The sequence below is a fragment of the Buttiauxella noackiae ATCC 51607 genome (genome assembly GCF_001654865.1).
Classification (GTDB): Bacteria; Pseudomonadota; Gammaproteobacteria; order Enterobacterales; family Enterobacteriaceae; genus Buttiauxella; species Buttiauxella noackiae.
On record NZ_LXEO01000017.1, the window covers coordinates 23,208 to 43,310 of the forward strand.

General features: G+C 49.4%; 18 protein-coding genes. 5 read left to right on the top strand and 13 right to left on the bottom strand.

Annotation, left to right across the window (positions count from 1 at the left end; genetic code table 11):
- Position 1: 1 nt before the first annotated feature.
- On the top strand, positions 2-250 hold the full coding sequence (locus tag M979_RS07630; RefSeq protein ID WP_034455339.1) for an ElaB/YgaM/YqjD family protein: 249 nt from the start codon (positions 2-4) through the stop codon (positions 248-250).
- Positions 251-309: 59 nt separating this feature from the next.
- On the opposite strand, the gene nlpA is transcribed toward M979_RS07630, so the two are convergent.
- The 8 genes from nlpA to arnB all read right to left on the bottom strand — a co-directional run bounded on the left by nlpA (position 310) and on the right by arnB (position 8,682).
- Positions 310-1,125 (bottom strand): lipoprotein NlpA, encoded by an 816-nt coding sequence (nlpA, locus tag M979_RS07635; protein WP_064554329.1) that lies wholly within the window; start codon positions 1,123-1,125, stop codon positions 310-312.
- Between the two features lie 116 nt (positions 1,126-1,241).
- Positions 1,242-1,619, bottom strand: coding sequence for a 4-amino-4-deoxy-L-arabinose-phosphoundecaprenol flippase subunit ArnF (gene arnF / locus M979_RS07640; protein WP_064554330.1), 378 nt, complete (start codon positions 1,617-1,619; stop codon positions 1,242-1,244).
- Complete coding sequence (arnE, locus tag M979_RS07645) at positions 1,619-1,942, bottom strand: 4-amino-4-deoxy-L-arabinose-phosphoundecaprenol flippase subunit ArnE (protein WP_064554331.1); 324 nt, start codon at positions 1,940-1,942, stop codon at positions 1,619-1,621. Before arnE ends, arnF begins: the two co-directional genes overlap by 1 nt.
- Complete coding sequence (gene arnT / locus M979_RS07650; RefSeq protein ID WP_064554332.1) at positions 1,939-3,600, bottom strand: lipid IV(A) 4-amino-4-deoxy-L-arabinosyltransferase; 1,662 nt, start codon at positions 3,598-3,600, stop codon at positions 1,939-1,941. Before arnT ends, arnE begins: the two co-directional genes overlap by 4 nt.
- A gap of 88 nt (positions 3,601-3,688) precedes the next feature.
- The gene (gene arnD / locus M979_RS07655; RefSeq protein ID WP_064554333.1) at positions 3,689-4,582 is read right to left on the bottom strand and encodes a 4-deoxy-4-formamido-L-arabinose-phosphoundecaprenol deformylase; all 894 of its coding nucleotides are present in this window, start codon (positions 4,580-4,582) and stop codon (positions 3,689-3,691) included.
- Entirely contained in the window at positions 4,579-6,561 is a 1,983-nt protein-coding gene (gene arnA / locus M979_RS07660) for a bifunctional UDP-4-amino-4-deoxy-L-arabinose formyltransferase/UDP-glucuronic acid oxidase ArnA (RefSeq protein WP_064554334.1), read from the bottom strand. Before arnA ends, arnD begins: the two co-directional genes overlap by 4 nt.
- A complete protein-coding gene (arnC, locus tag M979_RS07665; protein ID WP_034455330.1) occupies positions 6,558-7,541 on the bottom strand; it encodes an undecaprenyl-phosphate 4-deoxy-4-formamido-L-arabinose transferase in 984 nt (327 codons plus the stop codon). Before arnC ends, arnA begins: the two co-directional genes overlap by 4 nt.
- Before the next feature lies 1 nt (position 7,542).
- Complete coding sequence (arnB, locus tag M979_RS07670; protein ID WP_064554335.1) at positions 7,543-8,682, bottom strand: UDP-4-amino-4-deoxy-L-arabinose aminotransferase; 1,140 nt, start codon at positions 8,680-8,682, stop codon at positions 7,543-7,545.
- Between the two features lie 442 nt (positions 8,683-9,124).
- On the opposite strand from arnB, the gene M979_RS07675 reads away from it, so the two are divergent.
- Positions 9,125-10,744 carry a phosphoethanolamine transferase gene (locus tag M979_RS07675; protein WP_064554336.1) on the top strand — a complete coding sequence of 540 codons (1,620 nt, stop codon included), beginning with the start codon at positions 9,125-9,127 and terminating at the stop codon, positions 10,742-10,744.
- 72 nt (positions 10,745-10,816) lie between these two features.
- Positions 10,817-11,293, top strand: a complete 477-nt coding sequence (locus M979_RS07680; protein ID WP_064554337.1) for a WbuC family cupin fold metalloprotein — start codon at positions 10,817-10,819, stop codon at positions 11,291-11,293.
- 9 nt (positions 11,294-11,302) lie between these two features.
- Here the strand turns inward: M979_RS07680 and M979_RS07685 are convergent, their stop codons facing one another.
- From M979_RS07685 to M979_RS23515, 5 genes are all read right to left on the bottom strand, one after another.
- A complete protein-coding gene (locus M979_RS07685; RefSeq protein ID WP_064554338.1) occupies positions 11,303-12,340 on the bottom strand; it encodes an ABC transporter ATP-binding protein in 1,038 nt (345 codons plus the stop codon).
- Between the two features lies 1 nt (position 12,341).
- Positions 12,342-13,844 (bottom strand): ABC transporter permease, encoded by a 1,503-nt coding sequence (locus M979_RS07690; RefSeq protein ID WP_157093221.1) that lies wholly within the window; start codon positions 13,842-13,844, stop codon positions 12,342-12,344.
- A 98-nt stretch (positions 13,845-13,942) separates the two neighbouring features.
- Positions 13,943-14,959, bottom strand: coding sequence for an iron ABC transporter substrate-binding protein (locus M979_RS07695; RefSeq protein WP_034455324.1), 1,017 nt, complete (start codon positions 14,957-14,959; stop codon positions 13,943-13,945).
- 264 nt (positions 14,960-15,223) lie between these two features.
- Positions 15,224-15,463: a DUF2164 domain-containing protein gene (locus M979_RS07700; protein WP_034455323.1), complete on the bottom strand. Its 240-nt coding sequence runs from the start codon at positions 15,461-15,463 to the stop codon at positions 15,224-15,226.
- 56 nt (positions 15,464-15,519) lie between these two features.
- Entirely contained in the window at positions 15,520-16,077 is a 558-nt protein-coding gene (locus M979_RS23515) for a helix-turn-helix transcriptional regulator (protein ID WP_167350269.1), read from the bottom strand.
- A gap of 726 nt (positions 16,078-16,803) precedes the next feature.
- Here M979_RS23515 and M979_RS07710 point away from each other — a divergent pair.
- Together M979_RS07710 and gspC are read left to right on the top strand one after the other, a co-directional pair.
- On the top strand, positions 16,804-19,254 hold the full coding sequence (locus M979_RS07710; RefSeq protein WP_064554341.1) for a beta-glucosidase: 2,451 nt from the start codon (positions 16,804-16,806) through the stop codon (positions 19,252-19,254).
- 53 nt (positions 19,255-19,307) lie between these two features.
- Entirely contained in the window at positions 19,308-20,096 is a 789-nt protein-coding gene (gene gspC, locus M979_RS07715) for a type II secretion system protein GspC (RefSeq protein WP_064554342.1), read from the top strand.
- The last annotated feature ends 7 nt before the right edge of the window (positions 20,097-20,103 follow it).

Consider the following 20,103-nt stretch of genomic DNA (forward strand, 5'->3'; position numbering starts at 1 on the left):
TATGTTTGACAAAACAACAGACAAACTCAACGAAGCCGCAGGCACTGCCAGGGAGTTATATGGCAAACATACCCAAAACCCTGATGACCAATTTAAGGGTGCGGCCAAAAAGTATGCGTCACAAGCCAGTTACGCGGTAAGAGATGCAACAGATAGTGTGCGGGATCAGGTATCAACCAACCCGATAGCGGGTTTAGCGATTGCCGCAGCCGTTGGTGTGGTATTTGGCTTCTTGCTGGGCCGTAAATAAGATAATGGGCTGTTAGCAACAGCCCATCAACCTTCTATTTTTTGCAAAAATTTCAGTGATTACCAGCCAGGAACTGCCCCACCGTTAAAGATAGTTTCAGCCGCTTTCGCAACCTCCGGTGACTGATACGATTGCAGGAACTCTTTCACATTTTCAGCATCTTTGTTGTCTTCACGTGCAACCAGGATGTTCACATAAGGCGAGTTTTTGTCTTCGATAAACACGCTATCATGCACCGGCGACAGGCCTGTTTGCTGGATGTAAGTGGTACTAATAATCGCCACATCAACTTTCGCATCGTCTAACACACGCGGTAACTGTGCCCCTTCCAGCTCCATAATATTCAGATGGCGCGGGTTTTGCGTAATATCCAACGCGGTCGGCAACAGCCCTTTACCCTCTTTCAGGGTGATAAGCTTCTCTTTTTGCAGCAGCAGAAGAGCTCGCCCCAGATTGGTTGGGTCATTCGGGATTGCAACCGTGGCACCGTCTTGCAGTTGATCTACCGTTTTAATTTTTTTCGAATAACCGGCCATCGGGAACACGAACGTATTACCCACGGCCACTAATTTGTAGTTATGGGCTTTGTTATCTTGTTCGAGGAATGGGCGATGCTGGAAAACGTTAGCATCTAACTCTCCATGGTTAGTGGAATCATTGGGCAGTAATGAACCGCTAAACCCGACCAGTTCCACGTCCAGGCCATACTTCTCTTTAGCGACTTTTTTCGCGACTTCCGCCACATCCTGCTCGGCACCGTTAATCACACCAACTTTAATATGTTTTGCATTACTGCTTTGTTGGTCACAGCCCGCCAGCAATAAACCTGCCAGCAACACTGCCCCAATCCGTAAGTGAGGTTTTGTTAATCGCACGCTTTTTCCTTAAAAAATAACTGCCAATGTGTAATGAAACGACTATAGCAGGATGCCTGTTGTGGTTTATAAAACCTAAAAGGTATCAATTAGAAGGAAAAAGCATATACGCATAATCAGTGCTTTTCTGGCAGACAAACCAACAACAACCCGAGGAAAATCACGCTCACGCCGACAAGTTTTCCCACACTGAAACTCTCGCCCAGCCACGGAACCCAGATGGCCGCAGCCCACACCAGAACATAACTTAGACTCAGTAGCGGATAAGCTTTACTCAGCGCTATTTGCCGCAATGCAAAAAACCAACAGGCCATTGAAAAGACATAGGCAAGTAACCCGGCGATCAACGCTTGCGCGCCAGGGGTTGCACTCATAAAAGCGGCAAGCAGTTCGTCGTACTTTTCAATCGGTGGCAATGCCATCATCGCCCATTTCATAATGAGCTGCGCGCAACTGACCAACAACACGCTCATGAAAGCCCAGAAGTAGCCCATCAGGCAGCACCTCCCAGTATGGAGATTCCGGCGATAATCAACAAAATCCCCAACCAATGCCGCAGCGAAACCGTCTCATGCCAGATAAAGCGCGCCGCCAGGGTAATAAAGATAAAATTCAGGCTTAACATCGGGTAGGCCACGCTGACGGGAATGCGCTGTAATACCAGCAACCACAACAGCATCGCGCAACCGAGCAACGTAACGCTTAATGCCAGCCAGCCGAATAAGTGGCGCCGCCCTGGCCGCCAGGCCGCCTGTTTTTGGCAAAGCTGGCCGCCACAACTCAACAGGCTGGCCAGCACAATGAGCAGATAACTCATGGCATTTTTTCGTAGAAGAAGAGCACAAAGCGCCCTTTGCGATAGAGATGATCTGGCGTGGGCACATCATTATCTTCTGGCACTTTATTTTTCGATAGCAACATAACCAAAGAAACATTCCCCTCTTTACGGCGAGTTGCCAGCCAGCCGGCAAAGTCTTCGCGAGAGACAAATTTATCTTTTGCATCAGCGAAGTTTGTCAGGCCATAGTTCAGCTCACCTGGTTTTGCATACATCGTAATGTCGTCACGCTTTAATTCCCAGGCAACTCCAGCACCCACGCCAACACTGTCGGCAAGAATATAGCGGCTGCTCTCAAGCTCCGGCCGTACCACATCAATAAAGGCCTGCGGATTTTTAGAATCGATAACTTTGTCCGGGATAACCCCACCCACCAGCAGTGCCAGGCCAAGTGGACACAGCGCGGCCCACTGCCAACGTTTTGCGTGGTTACGCGTGGTGAAATACCCCACCAGTGCCCAAACCAGAAACGCGATGCTGGCCTGAATGACTTTCAGCAGTTCATTACTGGCATAGACCGGATGTTTCGCAAGTCCCCATGGTGCCAGCACCAACAGGATAACCAACGTACAAATCCCACCAAAAACAGTGTTGATCCAGCCATTCACTTTTAGGATTTTTGAAGATGCAGCCAGTTGTGTCGCATGGCGTGCAAGCAAGATTGCCAGCGGTGCAAAACACGGCAGAATATAGGTTGGTAGCTTGCCTTTTGCGATACTGAAAAACAGCAGCGGCATGACCACCCAACCCAGGACATAAAGCGTTCCGCTTTCTATTTTGCGCTCCTGCCAGCCACGCTTTAGCGCGCCTGGCAACAAAGCAACCCATGGCAAACAACCGGCAATGAGGAATGGGATGTAATACCAGAATGGTGCTTTATGCTGTGCATCTTTCTCAGCAAAGCGCTGGATATGCTCAACCCAGAAGAAATAGTGCCAGAAAGTGGGTTCGGCTTTAGCGATAGCCAGTGCCCATGGCAAGGTAATGGCAATGGCGCTCAATACCGCAAGTGGCCCAAACAGCAACACTTCTTTCCAGCGTTTTTGTGCAATCACCCACGGCAACACGCCTAATACAGGGACGGCAAGCGCCAGAAAACCTTTTGTCATAACTCCCATACCGCAAACGAGGCCAAGCAACAGATAGCCTCCTGCTTTTGCCGCCGTAGTTTGCGCATTCACCGCCAACCAGAAACTGCACATAGCAGCCACCAGCCAGAGCGTGATCATCGGGTCAAGAACCGCATAGGTACCGACGCCGTAAACCAGCAGGCAGGTCAGGAATATGACACCAGAGAGCACCGCGACTGTCTTATCACGCCATAAACGAAACGCCAGCCAGGCAACCATTAGCGCACTGAGCATAATGGAGAAAACGGACCCAAAACGTACCGCAAAGTTGTTATGGCCGAAGATAAGTTGGCTGAGGTTATTGATCCAGTACCCGGCAACAGGTTTCTCAAAATAACGCACATCGAGAAAATGCGGGACAATCCAGTTGCCCGCAGCCACCATTTCCCGGCTTATCTCCGCATAGCGCGTTTCATCCGGTTGCCAGAGCGCGCGAAATTCCAATGGCAGCAGGTAAAAAAGTGCAAAACCCAGCATCAGAAGAAGCGAATATTTGACTGATTTCATCCGTTTTAAACCCTAAATAATTCGAGTTGTGGGTAGCCGACAAGGGAGTGCAGCCAACACCCCCACAGCGTGAAGTATGACGGGTTTATCACCCGGTAAATTGTTGGCAACCCAGCCAGCCTTCGCGGCCTGGAATAACACCACGCACTACTTTACCTACTGGCAAAGTCGATAAATCTTCAGGTAACAGCTCGCTCAACGGGCAAAACTTGATACCTTCCTCCGCTGCCATGGTGAGCAATTCACTAAAATCCTTGCGCATTACAATCCCTTCCACTTCAGCGTGAATGGTATACACCGGGGTCCCGGTATCCTGCTTCATGCGATCAAGGATAAAACGGTTATAGCCTTCACGACTGACGCCATCGCCAATCACCTCATCCCAGGTTGGGAGCGTTACCGGAATCTGCACCGTCCCCGTACTGCCATCAGGAAGTAACGGTAAAAAGGGGGCTGTTCCACGGCAATCGCTGTTGTAGGTGAAGCCGAAAGACTCTTTCGCCTGCACAACCCGTTGGTCTGCTCGCCAGCCTGCAACCGCCGAACATGTCACAGGTTGTTCGATAATTTGGCTAAGCGCATCCAGCCCCAGACGGATCTGTTTATCGAGCTGCTTTGCGTCCCAGACTCCCGCCCAGGTTTGCCACGCGAAGTGATCCCAGGCATGCAGACCGACTTCATGATGATCCGCTGCCGCCGAAATTATCTCAGCGTTACCCGCGCCAATTTGCCTGCCCGGCCACGCCGTACCTGCCAGCAAAATATCCCAGCCATAGAGCGATGCCGCTTTCGATCGCAGCATCTTCCACAGAAATTGCGGTTTCACCAGCCGCCATAAATGGCGGCCCATGTTATCCGGGCCAACGCTCATGAAAAATGTGGCCTGAATACCGTGCAAACTTAAGATCTCAAGAAGATGCGGAACCCCTTGCTGGGTGCCCCGCCATGTATCTACATCAATGCGCAGGCCAACTTTTCTCATGCCTGAGGTTCCGTCAGTTCAACTGTTTTCAGGAAGAAATCCAGGGTTTCATCAACGGTTCGTTCCATTTCAACCCTGGGTTCCCAATTAAGCAGACGATGCGCGTTGCGAATACTTGGCTTGCGGTGTTCCACGTCCTGATAACCCTTGCCGTAATAAGTACTGCTTTCCACTTCACGGAAACCGGCAAACGGAGGGAAGTGGCTACGCAACGGATGATTTTCAAAGCTCTCCAGTAACATTTGCGCCAGTTCTTTAATGCTCGCTTCGTTATCCGGGTTGCCAATGTTGATGATTTGCCCGTCACAGTTACTATTTTTGTTCTCGATAATGCGGAACAACGCTTCAATGCCATCGCTGATATCAGTAAAGCAGCGTTTTTGTTTACCACCATCAATCAGCTTAATCGGCGAGCCTTCCACCAGGTTAAGAATCAATTGGGTAATTGCGCGCGAGCTACCGATACGTGCGGCATTAAGGTTATCCAGCCGCGGCCCCATCCAGTTAAACGGACGGAACAGCGTGAAACGTAAGCCCTCTTTTTCGCCATATGCCCAGATAACACGGTCAAGAAGCTGCTTAGAAACCGAGTAAATCCAGCGTTGTTTATTGATAGGCCCAACAATCAGGTTCGAGTTATCTTCATCGAACACTTTGTCGGTACACATGCCGTACACTTCGGACGTTGACGGGAAGATGATGCGTTTTTGGTATTTCACACAGTCGCGTATGATTTTCAGGTTTTCTTCAAAATCCAGTTCGAATACGCGCAGCGGGTTTCGGGTGTACTCAATCGGAGTGGCAATCGCCACCAGTGGCAACACCACATCACATTTTTTAATGTGATACTCAATCCATTCGGAGTGAATACTGATATCACCTTCCACAAAGTGGAAACGCTCGTTGCCGATGAAGCGGCTGATAGCATCAGAACCGATATCCAGGCCGTAAACTTCGAAGTTATCATCTTGCAGTAGGCGTTCGGTCAGGTGGTTGCCGATAAAACCATTCACTCCAAGGATCAACACGCGAGTACGGCGTTTTATGGCAGATACCGGTTGGTTACTGAGTAATGCTCCTGGCACCAGGCCAAGGGTCTGCGCCAGTTGTGAACCCTGCATGTAGACGCCGTTTTCAGTTTGCCCGGTAACAATTTCCAGTGCACCGCCACCGGTGGCAATAATCAACGGGCTCACGGATAACACCGTTCCTGCTTTCGCAGACTGGAGGCCTTGGAGCACGCGCCCTTTCCAGACAACAAATTTAGCGCCGCCCACATAGCTAAATGCGCCCGGCCATGGATCGGTCACTGCACGAATCAGGTTGTCAATTTCATGGGCCGGAGAATGCCAATTGATGCAGCCATCCTGTGGCGTACGGCGGCCAAAAATGCTGGCTTTGCTGTGATCTTGCTCAACCTGAGGGAAATGGCCGGTTTTGATAACCGGGAGAATATCTTCCAGCAGGTCAGACGCCGCTTTAGTTAATTTATGATGCAGAGTTAAAGCCGTTTCCGCTGGGGCAATAGCCACACGATGTTGCGCCACAATGGCACCAGCATCTGCACGGCTAACCATACGATGTAGCGTAACACCCGTTTCAGTTTCGCCTTTCACCAGCACCCAGTTTAACGGGGCGCGGCCACGGTAATGTGGCAACAGCGAGCCATGCAGGTTAAAAGCTCCGACCGTCGCGCTGTTGAGAATTTCATCGCATAGCAAATTGCGATAGTAAAACGAGAAAATCACATCAGGTTGAGCGGATTGAATACGATCAACCCACAAAGGGTGATTCACATCATCTGGCGCATAAACCGGAATGCCATGTTCTGCGGCAGTGCGAGCCACTGACCCAAAAAAATGGTTTTCAGAAGGTGAATCAGGGTGGGTGTAAATGGCTGTAATGTCATAACCGGCAGCTACCAGTGCATTAATGCCTGCACACCCAATGTCGTGATAAGCAAATACAACAGCTTTCATTGATGATTTTCCTCTGAAGTTGAAACTGAGTCGCGGCTAACTACGCGCTGAATAAAATAACGTGGTCGGGCTCGGACATCGGTATAGATACGACCGATGTATTCACCCAGCAGTCCCATGCCAACGAACTGCGCGCCGATGAACATAAATAGCACCGCAAACAGCATGAATACCCCTTCCGCCGCCCATTGCGGCCCGAAGGCAAGACGTAACACAACCAAAAGCACTGAAAGGGTGAAGCCGAGTACCGCAATAATGCTGCCAAATACACTCAGCATGCGCAGCGGCGTGGTGGTCAGGCAGGTCACCAGGTCGTACATCAGGTTAATTAAACGCATAAAGCTGTATTTGGAATCACCAAACTCACGCTCGGCGTGATGCACCGGAATCTCGGTCGCTTTACGGGCAAAGGTGTTTGCCAGAATGGGAATAAAAGTGCTGCGTTCATGGCAATTAAGCATCGCGTCGATGATATGGCGGCGATAGGCGCGCAACATGCAGCCATAATCCCCCATCGCTTTGCCGGTAGTGCTTTGAATCAGGCGATTAATCAGACGCGAGGCACGCTTACGAAACCAGGTATCCTGGCGATTCTGGCGTACTGTCCCCACCACGTCGTAGCCTTCATCAGCTTTTGCCACCAGACGCGGGATCTCTTCCGGCGGGTTTTGCAAATCTGCGTCGAGGGTGACAATCAAATCCCCGGTGACATGGCTAAACCCAGCCATTATCGCGTTGTGTTGGCCATAATTACGGTTGAGTAACACCGCAACAATATGGCTACCCGGCAACTCAGCAGCATCCGTCAACATGGATGCGGATTCATCGCTGCTGCCATCATCGACCAGCAAAATTTCGTAATCTTTACCCAGGGTTTCACAGGCAGCCGTCGTGCGCCTGATAAGCTCGGGTAAGCTTTCTTGTTCGTTATAAACCGGGATGACCACTGAGACTTTGTGGATCGGTAAAGGGGTTGTCATATTATTTTCCTGCAACTTCGCGTAATGCATTGATTACGCGTGAGACGTCGTCATCTGACATCGTTGGAAATAACGGAATGGAACAAATACGATCGCTGTTCCATTCGGTATCAGGCAAAGAGAGTGTTAGGTAGCGTTCGCGGTAGTATTTTTGGGTATGAGCGGCCCGGAAATGTAACCCAGTGCCAATGCCCTTCTCTTTTAAAGCCGCCATAAATTCATTACGGGAAATGCCGCAACGCGATTCATCAATACGTAAAATAAAAAGATGCCAGGCATGTTTATGTGCCCATTGAGGATGAATAAGGGGTAAATAAGGCGTGTTGACCAACTCAGCCAAATAACGTTCAGCTATTTCAGTACGCCGCGCATTATGTTGTTCAAGTTTGTTTAACTGCACCAGAGCGATGGCGGCATTAATATCAGCGAGATTGTATTTGTACCCTGGGGTGATAACTTCTGCTTGTGGCGCACGCCCTAAAGTCTGGCGGTCAAAAGCATCAACACCGAGCCCGTGAAACTTCAGACTACGCATCCGGTTTGCAAACGGCTCGTCATCGGTAACGATTAACCCACCTTCAGCACAAGTCATGTTTTTAATGGCATGAAAGGAGAAAATTGCCGTCCCACGGTCGCCGACATGCTTGCCTTTATAGTGGGTTCCAGCGGCATGCGCGGCATCTTCAATTACAGGGATTCCGTGGCGTTCACCTATCGCGCGGATAGCGTCGATATCAGCTGGCACCCCCGCGTAGTGCACAGGAATAATGGCGCGAGTGCGTGGTGTAATGGCTGCCTCAATGCTTTCGGGCGTCACCATCAGGGTGTCGCGGTCAACATCAATCATCACCGGTTCGGCGCCTAGCAACACAATCATGTTTAGTGTGGAAACCCAGGTTAAAGAAGGGGTGATCACTTCATCACCGGCCTGGATTCCCAACGCCATTAATGCCACATGCATACCCGCAGTGGCGGAGCTAACTGCAATGGCGTGTTTATTGCCAGTTAACTCGCAAAATGCCTGTTCGAGCGCCAGATTTTTGGGACCTGTTGTTATCCAACCGGACTGCAAAACTTCACTCACAGCAGCGAGTTCTTCTTGTCCCATAGCGGGACGCGAGAAGGGCAGAAATTCACTCATTGGATATCCCTGTAATTAAGTAGAAACTTTATTAATCATGAAACAGGTTAATTAAATAAAAGAACAACATGAATGATTCATAATGCTGCTATCTAAACCACTCTTAAATTAAAACCAACTTAGCAGAGATTTCTTAGGCCAATATTAAGATATAAATAATTTAAATAAATAATTCGTGACAAACAGCGGATAATTAAGTTCATCAGATTGTCATGAAAATCAAAAAACCAAAAGGTTCCCCACTTTTTCTCCTTTATATGCATTCATTTAATTACCGTTTAATTTTTTCCTCACGCAATATATTAAGGTTAAATTAAGGTTGGTCGTTAATAATCACACTCACACATACACCGCTGGTGGCCTTCGGGAGAAACTCCGATGGCAAACCCATCCCGCTTGCCTGTGTATCAATAGTATAATAATGAACCTATTGGAGATGTTAATGCCCGTACTTTTCAGGATGAAGGTCATCCCGCTGATTTTACTCTTGGCGGTGGTCTTTGCCTTCTTACTCAACTGGCCCGTATTACTGCATTTTTACAATATTTTGACCCATCTTGAGCATGTAAAAATCGGTTTCGTTATCTCCATACCCTTCGTGTTGGTGGCGGCTCTTAATTTCGTCTTTATGCCCTTCTCTATTCGCTTTCTGTTGAAGCCATTTTTTGCACTGCTGTTAATTACAGGCTCAATGGTCAGTTATTCCACGCTGAAATATAAAGTGATGTTTGACCAATCAATGATCCAAAACATCATTGAAACAAACCCGCAAGAAGCGCATTCCTATCTGAATGGTTCCATTATTTTGTGGATTCTGCTAACCGGCGTACTGCCTGCTATCTTGTTGTTTTTGATTAAAATTGAATACCCATCTAAATGGTATAAAGGCATTGCATACCGTCTGCTATCTATGCTGGCATCGCTGGCGCTTGTTGCAGGTGTGGCGGCACTTTACTACCAGGATTACGCCTCTGTCGGGCGTAACAACTCAACGCTTAACAAAGAGATTATTCCGGCGAACTACGTCTACAGCACCGTTCGTTATCTGAAGGATACGTACTTTACGACCAAAGAACCCTTCCAGACGTTGGGCGACGATGCCATACGCGTTGCCAATAAAGAAAAGCCAACGCTGATGTTCCTGGTTATTGGTGAAACTGCCCGCAGCCAGAACTTCTCAATGAACGGTTATTCGCGCGACACGAACGCTTTTACCAGTCAATCTGGCGGCGTTATCTCATTTGCTAATGTGCATTCTTGCGGTACAGCCACCGCGGTTTCTGTGCCGTGTATGTTCTCGAATATGAATCGCACTGATTATGACAGCAACAAAGCCGCAAACAGTGAAGGCTTGCTTGATGTCGTACAGAAAACAGGGGTTTCACTGCTCTGGAAAGAGAACGATGGTGGCTGTAAAGGCGCGTGCAAACGCATCCCTACCATTGAGATTAAGCCAACCGATAACCCGAAACTGTGTGACGGCGAAACGTGTTATGACGATGTGATGCTGGAAAATCTTGATACTGAAGTGGCTAAAATGGCCGGCGACAAACTGATCGCCTTCCATATGATTGGCAGCCATGGCCCAACTTATTTCCAGCGTTACCCGGCTGAACATCGCCACTACATGCCTGAATGTGCGCGCAGTGATATTGAAAACTGTACTCAAGATCAGTTGGTTAATACCTACGACAATACCATTCGCCATACGGACCATGTGCTGGCGCAAATGATTGAAAAGTTGAAGCAATATAGTGACCGTTACAATACCGTGCTGCTGTATGTTTCCGATCATGGGGAGTCGCTAGGTGAAAATGGCCTGTACCTGCATGGCACGCCGTACAAACTGGCGCCGGAGCAGCAAACGCATATCCCAATGCAAGTGTGGATGTCACCAGGTTTTATTGCCGAAAAACATATTGATATGACGTGCCTGAAAAATAACGCGGCTAAAAACCAATACTCTCACGACAATCTGTTCTCGTCAGTACTTGGCCTTTGGGACATTAGCACCAGCGTGTACCACCCGGAAAGCGACATATTCCGTGGATGCCGGAGTTAACTCACTGCACTCAGAGGCATAACGCTTTGCGGCAACCTGTCACGGTTGCCGCATCACTTTATAAAGGCTTATATGAAACAGATTACTTTCAGTGATATGCAACAGCAAAGTGAGCTTGCTGCAAACTCCCCTCGTTTACGCGCTCACCGTAATTTTCATCCCGAATTGAACGACCCGGTGCAGCGACTGGCTGTTGCTATGGAGCCAGGAACCTATGTGCGCCCTCACCGCCATCCACACACGTTTGAACTGTTGATAGCGCTCAGTGGACGTTTTCTGGTCTTGAATTTTGATGATTCCGGTACAGTGACTCGCCGCGTTGTTTTAGGTGAAGAGTGCAAGGCGCTGGAGATGGATGCAGGAACCTGGCATACCGTGTTGTCGCTGGATAAAGGCGGTGTGATTTTTGAAGTGAAACACGGTGGCTATCAACCCATTGCCGAACAAGACGCGGCCAACTGGGCACCCGCCGAAGGTGAAGCGGGCACCGCTCAATTAATGAAATGGTGCGCGCAAGCCCAGGTGGGTGACGGCGGTTTTACACGGTAATTGCCAACCCTAATCCGCCAGCACACAAGCATGGCCATTGACGGCCAGTTTCACCACCATCCCCGCTCGCCAGTTTTGTTGGCTGATGGTTTTCACCTGCAAAGGCATCGGCCAACCGGGTGATGCCAGCGTCAGCGTTGACAGGTAACCGGTAAAATCCACATCAACGATCGTCACTACAGGCTGAGGTTCCGAATCTGCCTTAAGTGGCGAAATAACGACTTGTTCCGGGCGCAGCATAATACGCCTCTCGCCGCTAAATTGAGGGTTATCCGCCGGGATATTCCCCAGCTCACAACGAGCAAAACCATTGCTGATCTGCGCGTTAAAAATCAACGCATCACCAAGAAACAGAGCGGTGGCCTCATCTACGGGCTGCGAATAGACCTCAACAGGTGAACCCACCTGCGTAAAGCGCCCATCACGAATCACTGCAATCTGGCTGGCAAAAGAGAGTGCTTCATGTTGATCGTGCGTGACCAGAATAGAGGCGACGCCGGCATGGGTCAGTAATTCAGCCGTGGCTTTGCGGGTCGCAGCCCGCAGCCCGGTATCGAGGGCCGAAAAAGGCTCATCCAACAGCATCAACACTGGCTCTTGCGCCAGTGCCCGAGCCAGCGCCACACGCTGCTGCTGCCCGCCAGAAATCTCATGCGGCCAGTGGTGTTGAAGTCGGCTGTCGAGTGACACCAGCTCCATCAGTTCCGCCACGCGTCTGCGGTTCTCATGTTTTGAGCCATTCAAACCATAGGCAATGTTATCACCCACTTTCATATGTGGAAAAAGCGCGCCTTCCTGCGGCACAAAACCAATTCCACGCTGATGTGCTGGAATGAAAGTATTTTCGTCAAAAAGCGTTTTCCCGGATAGCGTGATTCGCCCGCTATCCGGTGTTTCAAAACCGGCGAGAATCCGCAGTAACGTGGTTTTTCCCGAGCCTGATGGCCCAACAATCACCGTACGACTTGAAGGCAGCACTGACAAACTCAGATGTTCCAGTACCGATGTCTGACCAAATTTTTTAGAAATATTCGCAAGTTCAATCATCTTACAGACCCGCTAGTTTTTGAGACTGCACGTAAAGAATTCCCGTCAGCGGCAGCGAGATAAGAATCATCAGCAACGCATAAGGTGCGGCGGCAACATAATCTATTTCGCTGGTCAGTGCCCAGAAGCCGGTCGAGAGCGTACGTGTGCCCAATGGCGACAATAAAAGCGTTGCGGTGAGTTCGTTGGTTATACCAAGAAAAACCAGTGCCGCCCCGGCAGCAGCGCCTGGTGCCGCAAGCCGCAAAGTGATACTGCTAATGGCCTGAGCCTGAGTTTTACCTAAGCTGCGGGCTACGTTTTCCAGCTCCACGGGGGCTTGAGCAATACCAGCCCGCAGGTTGATTAACGCCCTGGGCGTAAACATCAGCAAATAAGCCAGAAACAACGTGATTTCCGTCTGATAGATAGGACGCATGTAATGAATAGTCACCGTTACTAACGCCAGGGCAACAACAATCCCCGGCAGCGAACTTGTAAAGTAATTACAGGCTTCAAGCACACGAAACAGCGGGCGCGGGTGACGCACTGACAGCCAGGCAATAGGGACCCCGGCGAGAATAATAAGCAGCGCACCGCCTGCTGCCAGCAGCAGGGTCTGGCGCAGTGAAAGCCAGAGATCGGCATGATTCCAGTTTTCTATACCGCCCAACCACAGCCAGCGGCACAACACTGCGAGCGGGACAGCTAACGCAAGCAATATCACAGTAAGAGAAAATAGCTGGCCCAATACACGTAACGGCACATTCAGATGCAGGCGATTTTGTTCGCGTGGCGATCCGGCCCCCACGCGGGCATAGCGTGCTTTACCCCGCGTCACACCTTCAAGTGTCAGGAATACCAGGCAACATAGTGCCAGTACGCCTGCCAGCATATTCGCCGCAGGTCCGCTGAAGGTGGACTGGAACTGGTCATAGATAGCCGTGGTGAACGTATCGAAACGGATCATCGCATACAGTCCATACTCCGCCAGCAAATGCAGCGTGACCAGCAACGCCCCGCCCCAAATCGCGAGCTTTAGTTGTGGCAGAACAATACGGAAAAAGACCGCCCAGGGCGGTGTACCCAACGAGGCGGCAACGTCTTCCAGCGTCGGGTCAAGGCGGCGTAAAACAGCCGCAACGGGGAGATAAATAAAGGGGTAATACGCCAACACAGACAAAAATACGCCTGCTGATAAGCCGTGTATTGATGGCACAGCGCTGACCCAGGCATAACTTTGCACAAATGCAGGAATCGCCAGCGGTGCGACGGCAAGCATCGACCAGATGCGCCTGCCCGCAAGCGTGGTTCGTTCGGTCATCCAGGCAAGTAACGTCCCCACCGCCACAGACAATGGCACGGTAATAACCACCAGCAGCAACGTGTTGCTGAGAAGTTCAGCAACACGCGGGCGAAATATGAGTGCCTTAACCGTTTCCCAGCCAGTATCAAAACCGATAAACACAACAAAAGCAGGCGGTATCAGCGCAAGCATCGAGAAGAAAATCGCCAACAACACCATCACAAACGCGGGCCGGCGTTGTGCTGTACGGCTGCTAACATTGAGACTATCGGTAATATTGACTGCTGACATCAGGCACTCATCGCTATATTAAAGAATCAAAGAAGGCCAGCTTCAGTCATTAAATCAATGACTTTTTTGCTGTTGAGCGAAGATGCTTCTACTTTAGGTGCATCCAGATCTTTGAGTGGAACCAGTTTCGGGTTAGAAGCAGCATTTACGCCAACTGCATATTCAAACGCATTGTTAGTGCGCAAAGTGTCCTGACCAGATTTACCCGTGATCCACTTCATGAATGCCTGAGCCTGCTGCTGGTGTTTGCTTGAAGCCAGCACGCCGCCACCAGAGATGCTGACAAATGCGCCCGGATCCTGGTGTTTAAAATAGTGGAGTTCGGTGTTTTTGCTGTTTTCACCAGTTTTAGCCTGGTCAACAAAACGGTAATAGTGGTAGATAACCCCGCCGTCGATCTGACCCGCGTTGACCGCTTTCATCACGGTGCTGTTGCCTTTATAGGCCACGAAATTGGTTTTCATCGCTTTGAGCCACTCAAGCGTCGCCTTTTCACCTTTCAATGCCAGAACAGCACTGACAATAGCCTGGAAATCAGCGCCTGACGGAGAAGCAGCCCAGCGCCCTTTCCACTCAGGTTTAGCCAGATCCATTAAGGATTTCGGCAACTGCGCTTCGCTCAGTTTTGCCGGGTTATAGACGAATACAGTGCTACGTGCGGCAATGCCAATCCAACGTCCATGCTCAGGGCGATAAGCTGGCGCAACCTGTTCCAGCGTGCTTTTATCCAGAGGCGCGAACAATTTAGCGTTATCAACCAGCACCATCGCCGGGGAGTTTTCAGTCAGAAATACGTCTGCCGGAGACTTGCTGCCTTCCTGAACCAGTTGATTACCCAGTTCGCTATCACCACCATTACGCAATGTGACTTTAATGCCGGTTTCTTTCGTGAAACCGTCAACCCACGACTGAACCAGGTTTTCATGCTGTGCGTTATAAACCACAATCCCTTCGTTGTTATCGGCCGCACCGGCGAACGGGGTCATCAAAACCGAGGTAGTCACCATTGCGATTGAGCACAGGGACGATACGCCAAATTTCATAAGTTAATCCTTCATAATAATGAGTACATAACACCAGATTGCATAGCGAGGCGGATTAAACCACAGCAAAATGTGAATGCTAATGAAAATGGTTATCATTTTTAAACAAAGGTGAAAAATATGGCAGAAGGCAACTTTACTAAGATAAAAATCCTGGTTGGGCGTTGAGGTGGGAGCGAAGATTAAAAAAACCTTAAGAACAAACGGCTAAATCGAGGGTGTTTAAACGGGAGCTTCCATGCTCCATACTTTAACCAGGGTCTTTTACAGGATTTTCTTCAGATCCATCTCTTCCTGAATACGTTCACAATAGGTCGCATGTGTTTTGATAGCTTCATCAATTCCCGCGTTATACAACGCTGGCCCAAGCTCTTTAATGACAAAATCCGTGAAAAAATCCGCATCAAACTGTTCAAGCGTCAGGTCAAAATTCGCTTCACAGTAATCCACCAGCTTTTGCCTGATGTCCTCTTTCTCGCCCACATTGAGTTTAATTTCAGCCATTACATTTCCATATATCCGAGGGGTTTAATGCAATTTAACGCCCTCAAGGGCACGCATCAACAGCCGCGCTCACAGCCCCGGCCTTTATCCCGAAACTGCAATGGAGAAAGCTGTACATGGCTCTTAAAAAAACGCGAGTAAACGGAATGCGAAGAGAACCCCAGGCAGTCGCTGATCTCCTGAATTGAGAGCGTCGATTCACGCAGCATACGCATCGACAGTAGCAACTGTTGCTGATGTAGCAGTTGAGTGAAGGTTGCAGACTCAAGTTGCAGGCGACGGTTCAGCGTCCAACGACTCATTCGCAGCTCCTGGCATACTTTTTCCAGTATTGAATTTGCTGATGTTTCCTGCCCTGACAAGTAACATTGCTCAATCAACGTATTCACCGCCGCTGTCAGCGGTGGCTCTTTGAAAATTTGTTTTTTGAGTGCACTGACATGGCTCTTTTGTAAGCGGTTCAACAGAGGGTTAAAGGATGCGTTTTCGCAATCCAGATAGCCGTTTTCCAGAATAATGGCGTCGTGCTCCTGGCGCAGCAAACAGGTTTTGTTAAACAGATCGTTCACCAGTGCATGATGATGCACCGCTGAATCCGTCAGCTCTATTTGCATACTGAGGCCGGGGGAATAACTCTTCAATATGCTGCCAAGCAACACCAGATTAAAGATGGCTGAAGGATTATTAACAGAGTGCGGCGCCCGGTTTTTATATCTTATACGGGTATGTGACTGCCCTTTTTCTATAAAAAGATCGTCACAATTACCAATCAAGAACCGGTTATCGGAAAAACTCCATAATGCTGACTCCAGTGTTTTTTCATTCAGACACAGGCCTATTAACTCTGGAAAAATAGCATGGGAATGTTCAACGCTATTAATGTAAATAGTTTCCGGGATAGCACTCCCATAAAGCGTTTTATTAAGCCCACTAATTTTAGCCATTAATTGATAATGGTTATGTTCAGTAATACGTCCGTAGGGTTTGTCTATTTCATGAGTTGACAATCCCAACGCCCCTAACAAGTTATTTGTGTCAATTCCTTTTTGACGTAAATTATTAAGACTTGTCCTATAAATTGAATTAGATACGCTTCTGGTAAGCATGTGGACCTTGCACAAAGTTGAACGTTAATATTGTTTTTGTAATGTTAATGTATTGTAGCACCCTGCATTATTTTGAGATACCGCTCACAAAAAAAAGCCCTGCTCCCAGGAGCACAGAATTAGCTTTCCATTGCAAAGTCGCCCGCTATTTATCTGGTTATTATTCCGCAGTTGTTGATGTACTTACCTTTGCGAACCCTGGATATATACCCTACATAAATAAGGCCAATAACAATGGAATCCTTAAGCGTTAAATCAAAATTGAATACCCTGACAATCTGCCTCACTCTGGCATTAGCCGGAATGGTTTCTGGTTGTAATGACGACGATGATGACGACAACCAGGAAGAACCGCCTGTCTCACAAGTAAAGGACGCTGCGTATTACCAAAAAATGGCCAAAGAAGCCGCAGGTAAAATGAGCGTTGAAGAAAAACTTAATATGGTTGTTGGGCCAGGAATGGATATGGGGAATGGAGAATTCCCGGCAACCAATAATAAAAATGATGTATCCGGCGTTGCCGGTTATATAAATGGCGTAAAAAGCGACAAGCTGGATATTCCTGCGGCAAAATTAGCCGATGGCCCGGCCGGGTTGCGTATTAATAGTACTCGTAGCGGCAGTTCTGAAACTTTCTATGCCACCGCCTGGCCAATTGGTTCTTTGCTGGCTTCATCCTGGGACACAAAATTAGTGGCTCAGGTGGGTAAAGCGATGGGCGAAGAAATTAAAGAATATGGTGTCGATTTTATTCTTGCACCGGGTATGAATATTCAACGTAACCCGCTTAACGGACGTAACTTTGAATATTACTCTGAAGACCCACTGCTGAGCGGGAAAATTGCCGCCGCCATGGTTGACGGTGTGGAGTCAAATCAGGTCGGCACAACCATTAAACACTTTGTTGCCAACAACTCAGAAACCAACCGTAACGCCATTGATACCATCGTGTCGCCGCGCGCCATGCGTGAGATTTACCTGCGAGGTTTCCAGATAGCGGTAGAAGAAGCGCAGCCGTGGGCGGTGATGTCGTCGTATAACAAACTCAACGGCACTTACACCAACGAACGCCGCGACCTGCTGACTGATATTTTGCGTAATGAGTGGGATTTTAAAGGGCTGGTCATGTCCGACTGGCTGGCAGGAACCCCACAATTAACAGGCTGGAAACAGCTAAAAGCCGGTAATGACCTGATTGAACCAGGTGGATTTACCGACCCGGTAACCGGTGCTTTCAACAATACTGGTGTGCTGGCCGCACTGAAAGATTCTTATAAAAAGGGGGATATTAGCGAAGCGGATGTCACGGTTAACGTGGAACATATTCTCTCGCAAGTCTTCCAGTCCCCTTCTTATAACAACTACGCCGCGTCCAATAAACCTGACCTCGAGCAGCACCGAGTGTTAGCACGCCAGGCTGCGGCAGAGAGCATGGTGTTGTTGAAGAATGACAACCAGGCGCTGCCACTAACACCGCGCTTGAAGCTGGCAAGCTTTGGGGTTAGCCAGATTGAAACCATTAAAGGCGGCACCGGTAGCGGCCAGGTTAACAATGAAGCGACCGTTATGCTGTCAGAAGGGTTGCAACAGCAGTACACCGTCGATGAATCGCTAACCTCATTCTACCGTGACTACTATGCGCAAAATAAAGTTGAGCATCCGGGCTTTGTGGCCTCAATTGGCACCTACTTTACCTGTGACGACCCGGCAATTGACCCGGCAGTGGTTAAAAGTGCTGCCCAGAACAATGATGCAGCACTGATTACCATCGGGCGAATCGCGGGTGAAGGTGTGGATCGCACCAATACTCGCGGCGACTACCTGCTAACCGAAAATGAACTCAGTTTGATTCAGAATACGTCTGAAGCATTCCATGCCGCAGGCAAGAAAGTGGTTGTCGTGTTGGATGTCTCTGCCATCGTCGATACCAGCGAGTGGGCCGATAAAGTGGATGCCATTTTGCTGTCATATCTGCCAGGCCAGGAAGCAGGCTTTGCTATTACCGATGTCCTCTCAGGCGTCGTCAACCCTGGGGGCAAACTGGCACAAACCATTCCGCAGTCTTATGCCGATGTCCCTTCCGCAACCACCTTCCCGGGTAAAGACACCAACGGCGACGGCACACCGGATGAAATCTCTTATAACGATGACATCTACGTCGGCTACCGCTACTACAGCACCTTCAGCAAACCGGTTGCCTGGCCGTTCGGCTACGGACTTTCCTACACCACCTTTGGTTATGACGGTGCGGCAGTTGAGTCGAACACCCTGAGTAATGGCGCAAAAGGTGGCGTCACGCTCAGCGTTTCGGTGACCAATACCGGCAACGTTGCCGGGAAAGAAGCCGCTCAGGTCTATATCAGCGCACCAGAAGTGAAGCTGAAAAAACCGGCTCTCGAGCTTAAATCCTTCAGCAAAACAGACAGCCTGCAACCAGGCGCAAGCCAGAAGCTGACCTTCACTATCCCTGCCAAAACGCTGGCAAGCTTCGATCCGCAAAAGAACCAGTGGATTGTTGAGCCTGGCACCTACAAGGCCTGGGTGTCTCCTTCTTCCGACGTAACGGGCCGTGAACCTGTCACCTTCAACGTTAGCGAAGAAATTGTGGTTAGCAACACCACTCCGGGTGCACTTGCACTCCCGTCGGGTGTGAATGCCGCTGATTTTGTCACCGTGAGCCAGTAAGTCCATCCAGGGCGAGTTCGTTCTCGCCCTGGTCAATAAGGCAATAAGTGTTAATGAGTAAACCGGTGTTCAGGCTGAGTTTTTCTCAGCCATTTTTAGCGCAGATGGTGACAGTGATATTGCTCTGCGGCCTCGGCTATCAGCTGGCTGTGCTGACATGGTGCATAGGTGAAATGCTTTTTCCGCAAGCACCGCTCCCGGCTCAGGCACACAACGGTAACCCGCAGGCCGCACCTGCTGAAATCAGGTTCAGTACGCTATTCCCAGCCAGGGATAAAGAGATCGCGCCAGGGGCAACTCTCTCCTCGCTAAAAGTGCGGCTGGCCGGGGTGATAGTCAGTAGCTCACCTGAAAATTCACTGGTGATAATTGAGCAAAGCGGCCATCAAAATAGTTACGGTATTCATGATGTTATCGACGGAACACAGGCAAGCATCATCGCTATTAAAGATGACCATGTTGAACTGCTTAACGGGGGGCAGCATGAAATTCTGCGGATGTATGACGACGCTGTGACAAGCGCACCTGACGCACTTGCCACCGCCAGAAATCAGTTACTGAAAGAGCCGAAAAAATTGCTGGAGATGGTGGCAATCACACCGGTGAATAAAGACGGCGTGATGCAGGGGTATCGCCTTAATCCCGGCAAAGAGGCCACGCTTTTTGAGCAAAGTGGATTACAGCCCAACGATTTGGCAATCGCCATCAATGGCTTTGACCTACGCGCGCCGCAAGAGGCCGCAAAGTTTATGGCCCAGCTCAGTGAATTAACGCAGCTTGATATCACCGTTGTGCGTGATGATGCTGAGAAGAATATTTTTGTAGATTTATCAATAAAGTAAGGTTGGG

What these genes read in the sequence shown, in the direction of transcription:
- M979_RS07685 (WP_064554338.1), bottom strand. Translation starts at nt 12,340, where the DNA reads ATGATTGAACTTGCGAATATTTCTAAAAAATTTGGTCAGACATCGGTA.
- arnD (WP_064554333.1), bottom strand. Translation starts at nt 4,582, where the DNA reads ATGAGAAAAGTTGGCCTGCGCATTGATGTAGATACATGGCGGGGCACC.
- arnB (WP_064554335.1), bottom strand. Translation starts at nt 8,682, where the DNA reads ATGAGTGAATTTCTGCCCTTCTCGCGTCCCGCTATGGGACAAGAAGAA.
- M979_RS07630 (WP_034455339.1), top strand. Translation starts at nt 2, where the DNA reads ATGTTTGACAAAACAACAGACAAACTCAACGAAGCCGCAGGCACTGCC.
- gspC (WP_064554342.1), top strand. Translation starts at nt 19,308, where the DNA reads ATGAGTAAACCGGTGTTCAGGCTGAGTTTTTCTCAGCCATTTTTAGCG.
- arnC (WP_034455330.1), bottom strand. Translation starts at nt 7,541, where the DNA reads ATGACAACCCCTTTACCGATCCACAAAGTCTCAGTGGTCATCCCGGTT.
- arnF (WP_064554330.1), bottom strand. Translation starts at nt 1,619, where the DNA reads ATGGGCTACTTCTGGGCTTTCATGAGCGTGTTGTTGGTCAGTTGCGCG.
- arnE (WP_064554331.1), bottom strand. Translation starts at nt 1,942, where the DNA reads ATGAGTTATCTGCTCATTGTGCTGGCCAGCCTGTTGAGTTGTGGCGGC.
- arnT (WP_064554332.1), bottom strand. Translation starts at nt 3,600, where the DNA reads ATGAAATCAGTCAAATATTCGCTTCTTCTGATGCTGGGTTTTGCACTT.
- M979_RS07695 (WP_034455324.1), bottom strand. Translation starts at nt 14,959, where the DNA reads ATGAAATTTGGCGTATCGTCCCTGTGCTCAATCGCAATGGTGACTACC.
- M979_RS23515 (WP_167350269.1), bottom strand. Translation starts at nt 16,077, where the DNA reads ATGCAAATAGAGCTGACGGATTCAGCGGTGCATCATCATGCACTGGTG.
- M979_RS07710 (WP_064554341.1), top strand. Translation starts at nt 16,804, where the DNA reads ATGGAATCCTTAAGCGTTAAATCAAAATTGAATACCCTGACAATCTGC.
- arnA (WP_064554334.1), bottom strand. Translation starts at nt 6,561, where the DNA reads ATGAAAGCTGTTGTATTTGCTTATCACGACATTGGGTGTGCAGGCATT.
- M979_RS07675 (WP_064554336.1), top strand. Translation starts at nt 9,125, where the DNA reads ATGCCCGTACTTTTCAGGATGAAGGTCATCCCGCTGATTTTACTCTTG.
- M979_RS07700 (WP_034455323.1), bottom strand. Translation starts at nt 15,463, where the DNA reads ATGGCTGAAATTAAACTCAATGTGGGCGAGAAAGAGGACATCAGGCAA.
- M979_RS07690 (WP_157093221.1), bottom strand. Translation starts at nt 13,844, where the DNA reads ATGGTGTTGTTGGCGATTTTCTTCTCGATGCTTGCGCTGATACCGCCT.
- M979_RS07680 (WP_064554337.1), top strand. Translation starts at nt 10,817, where the DNA reads ATGAAACAGATTACTTTCAGTGATATGCAACAGCAAAGTGAGCTTGCT.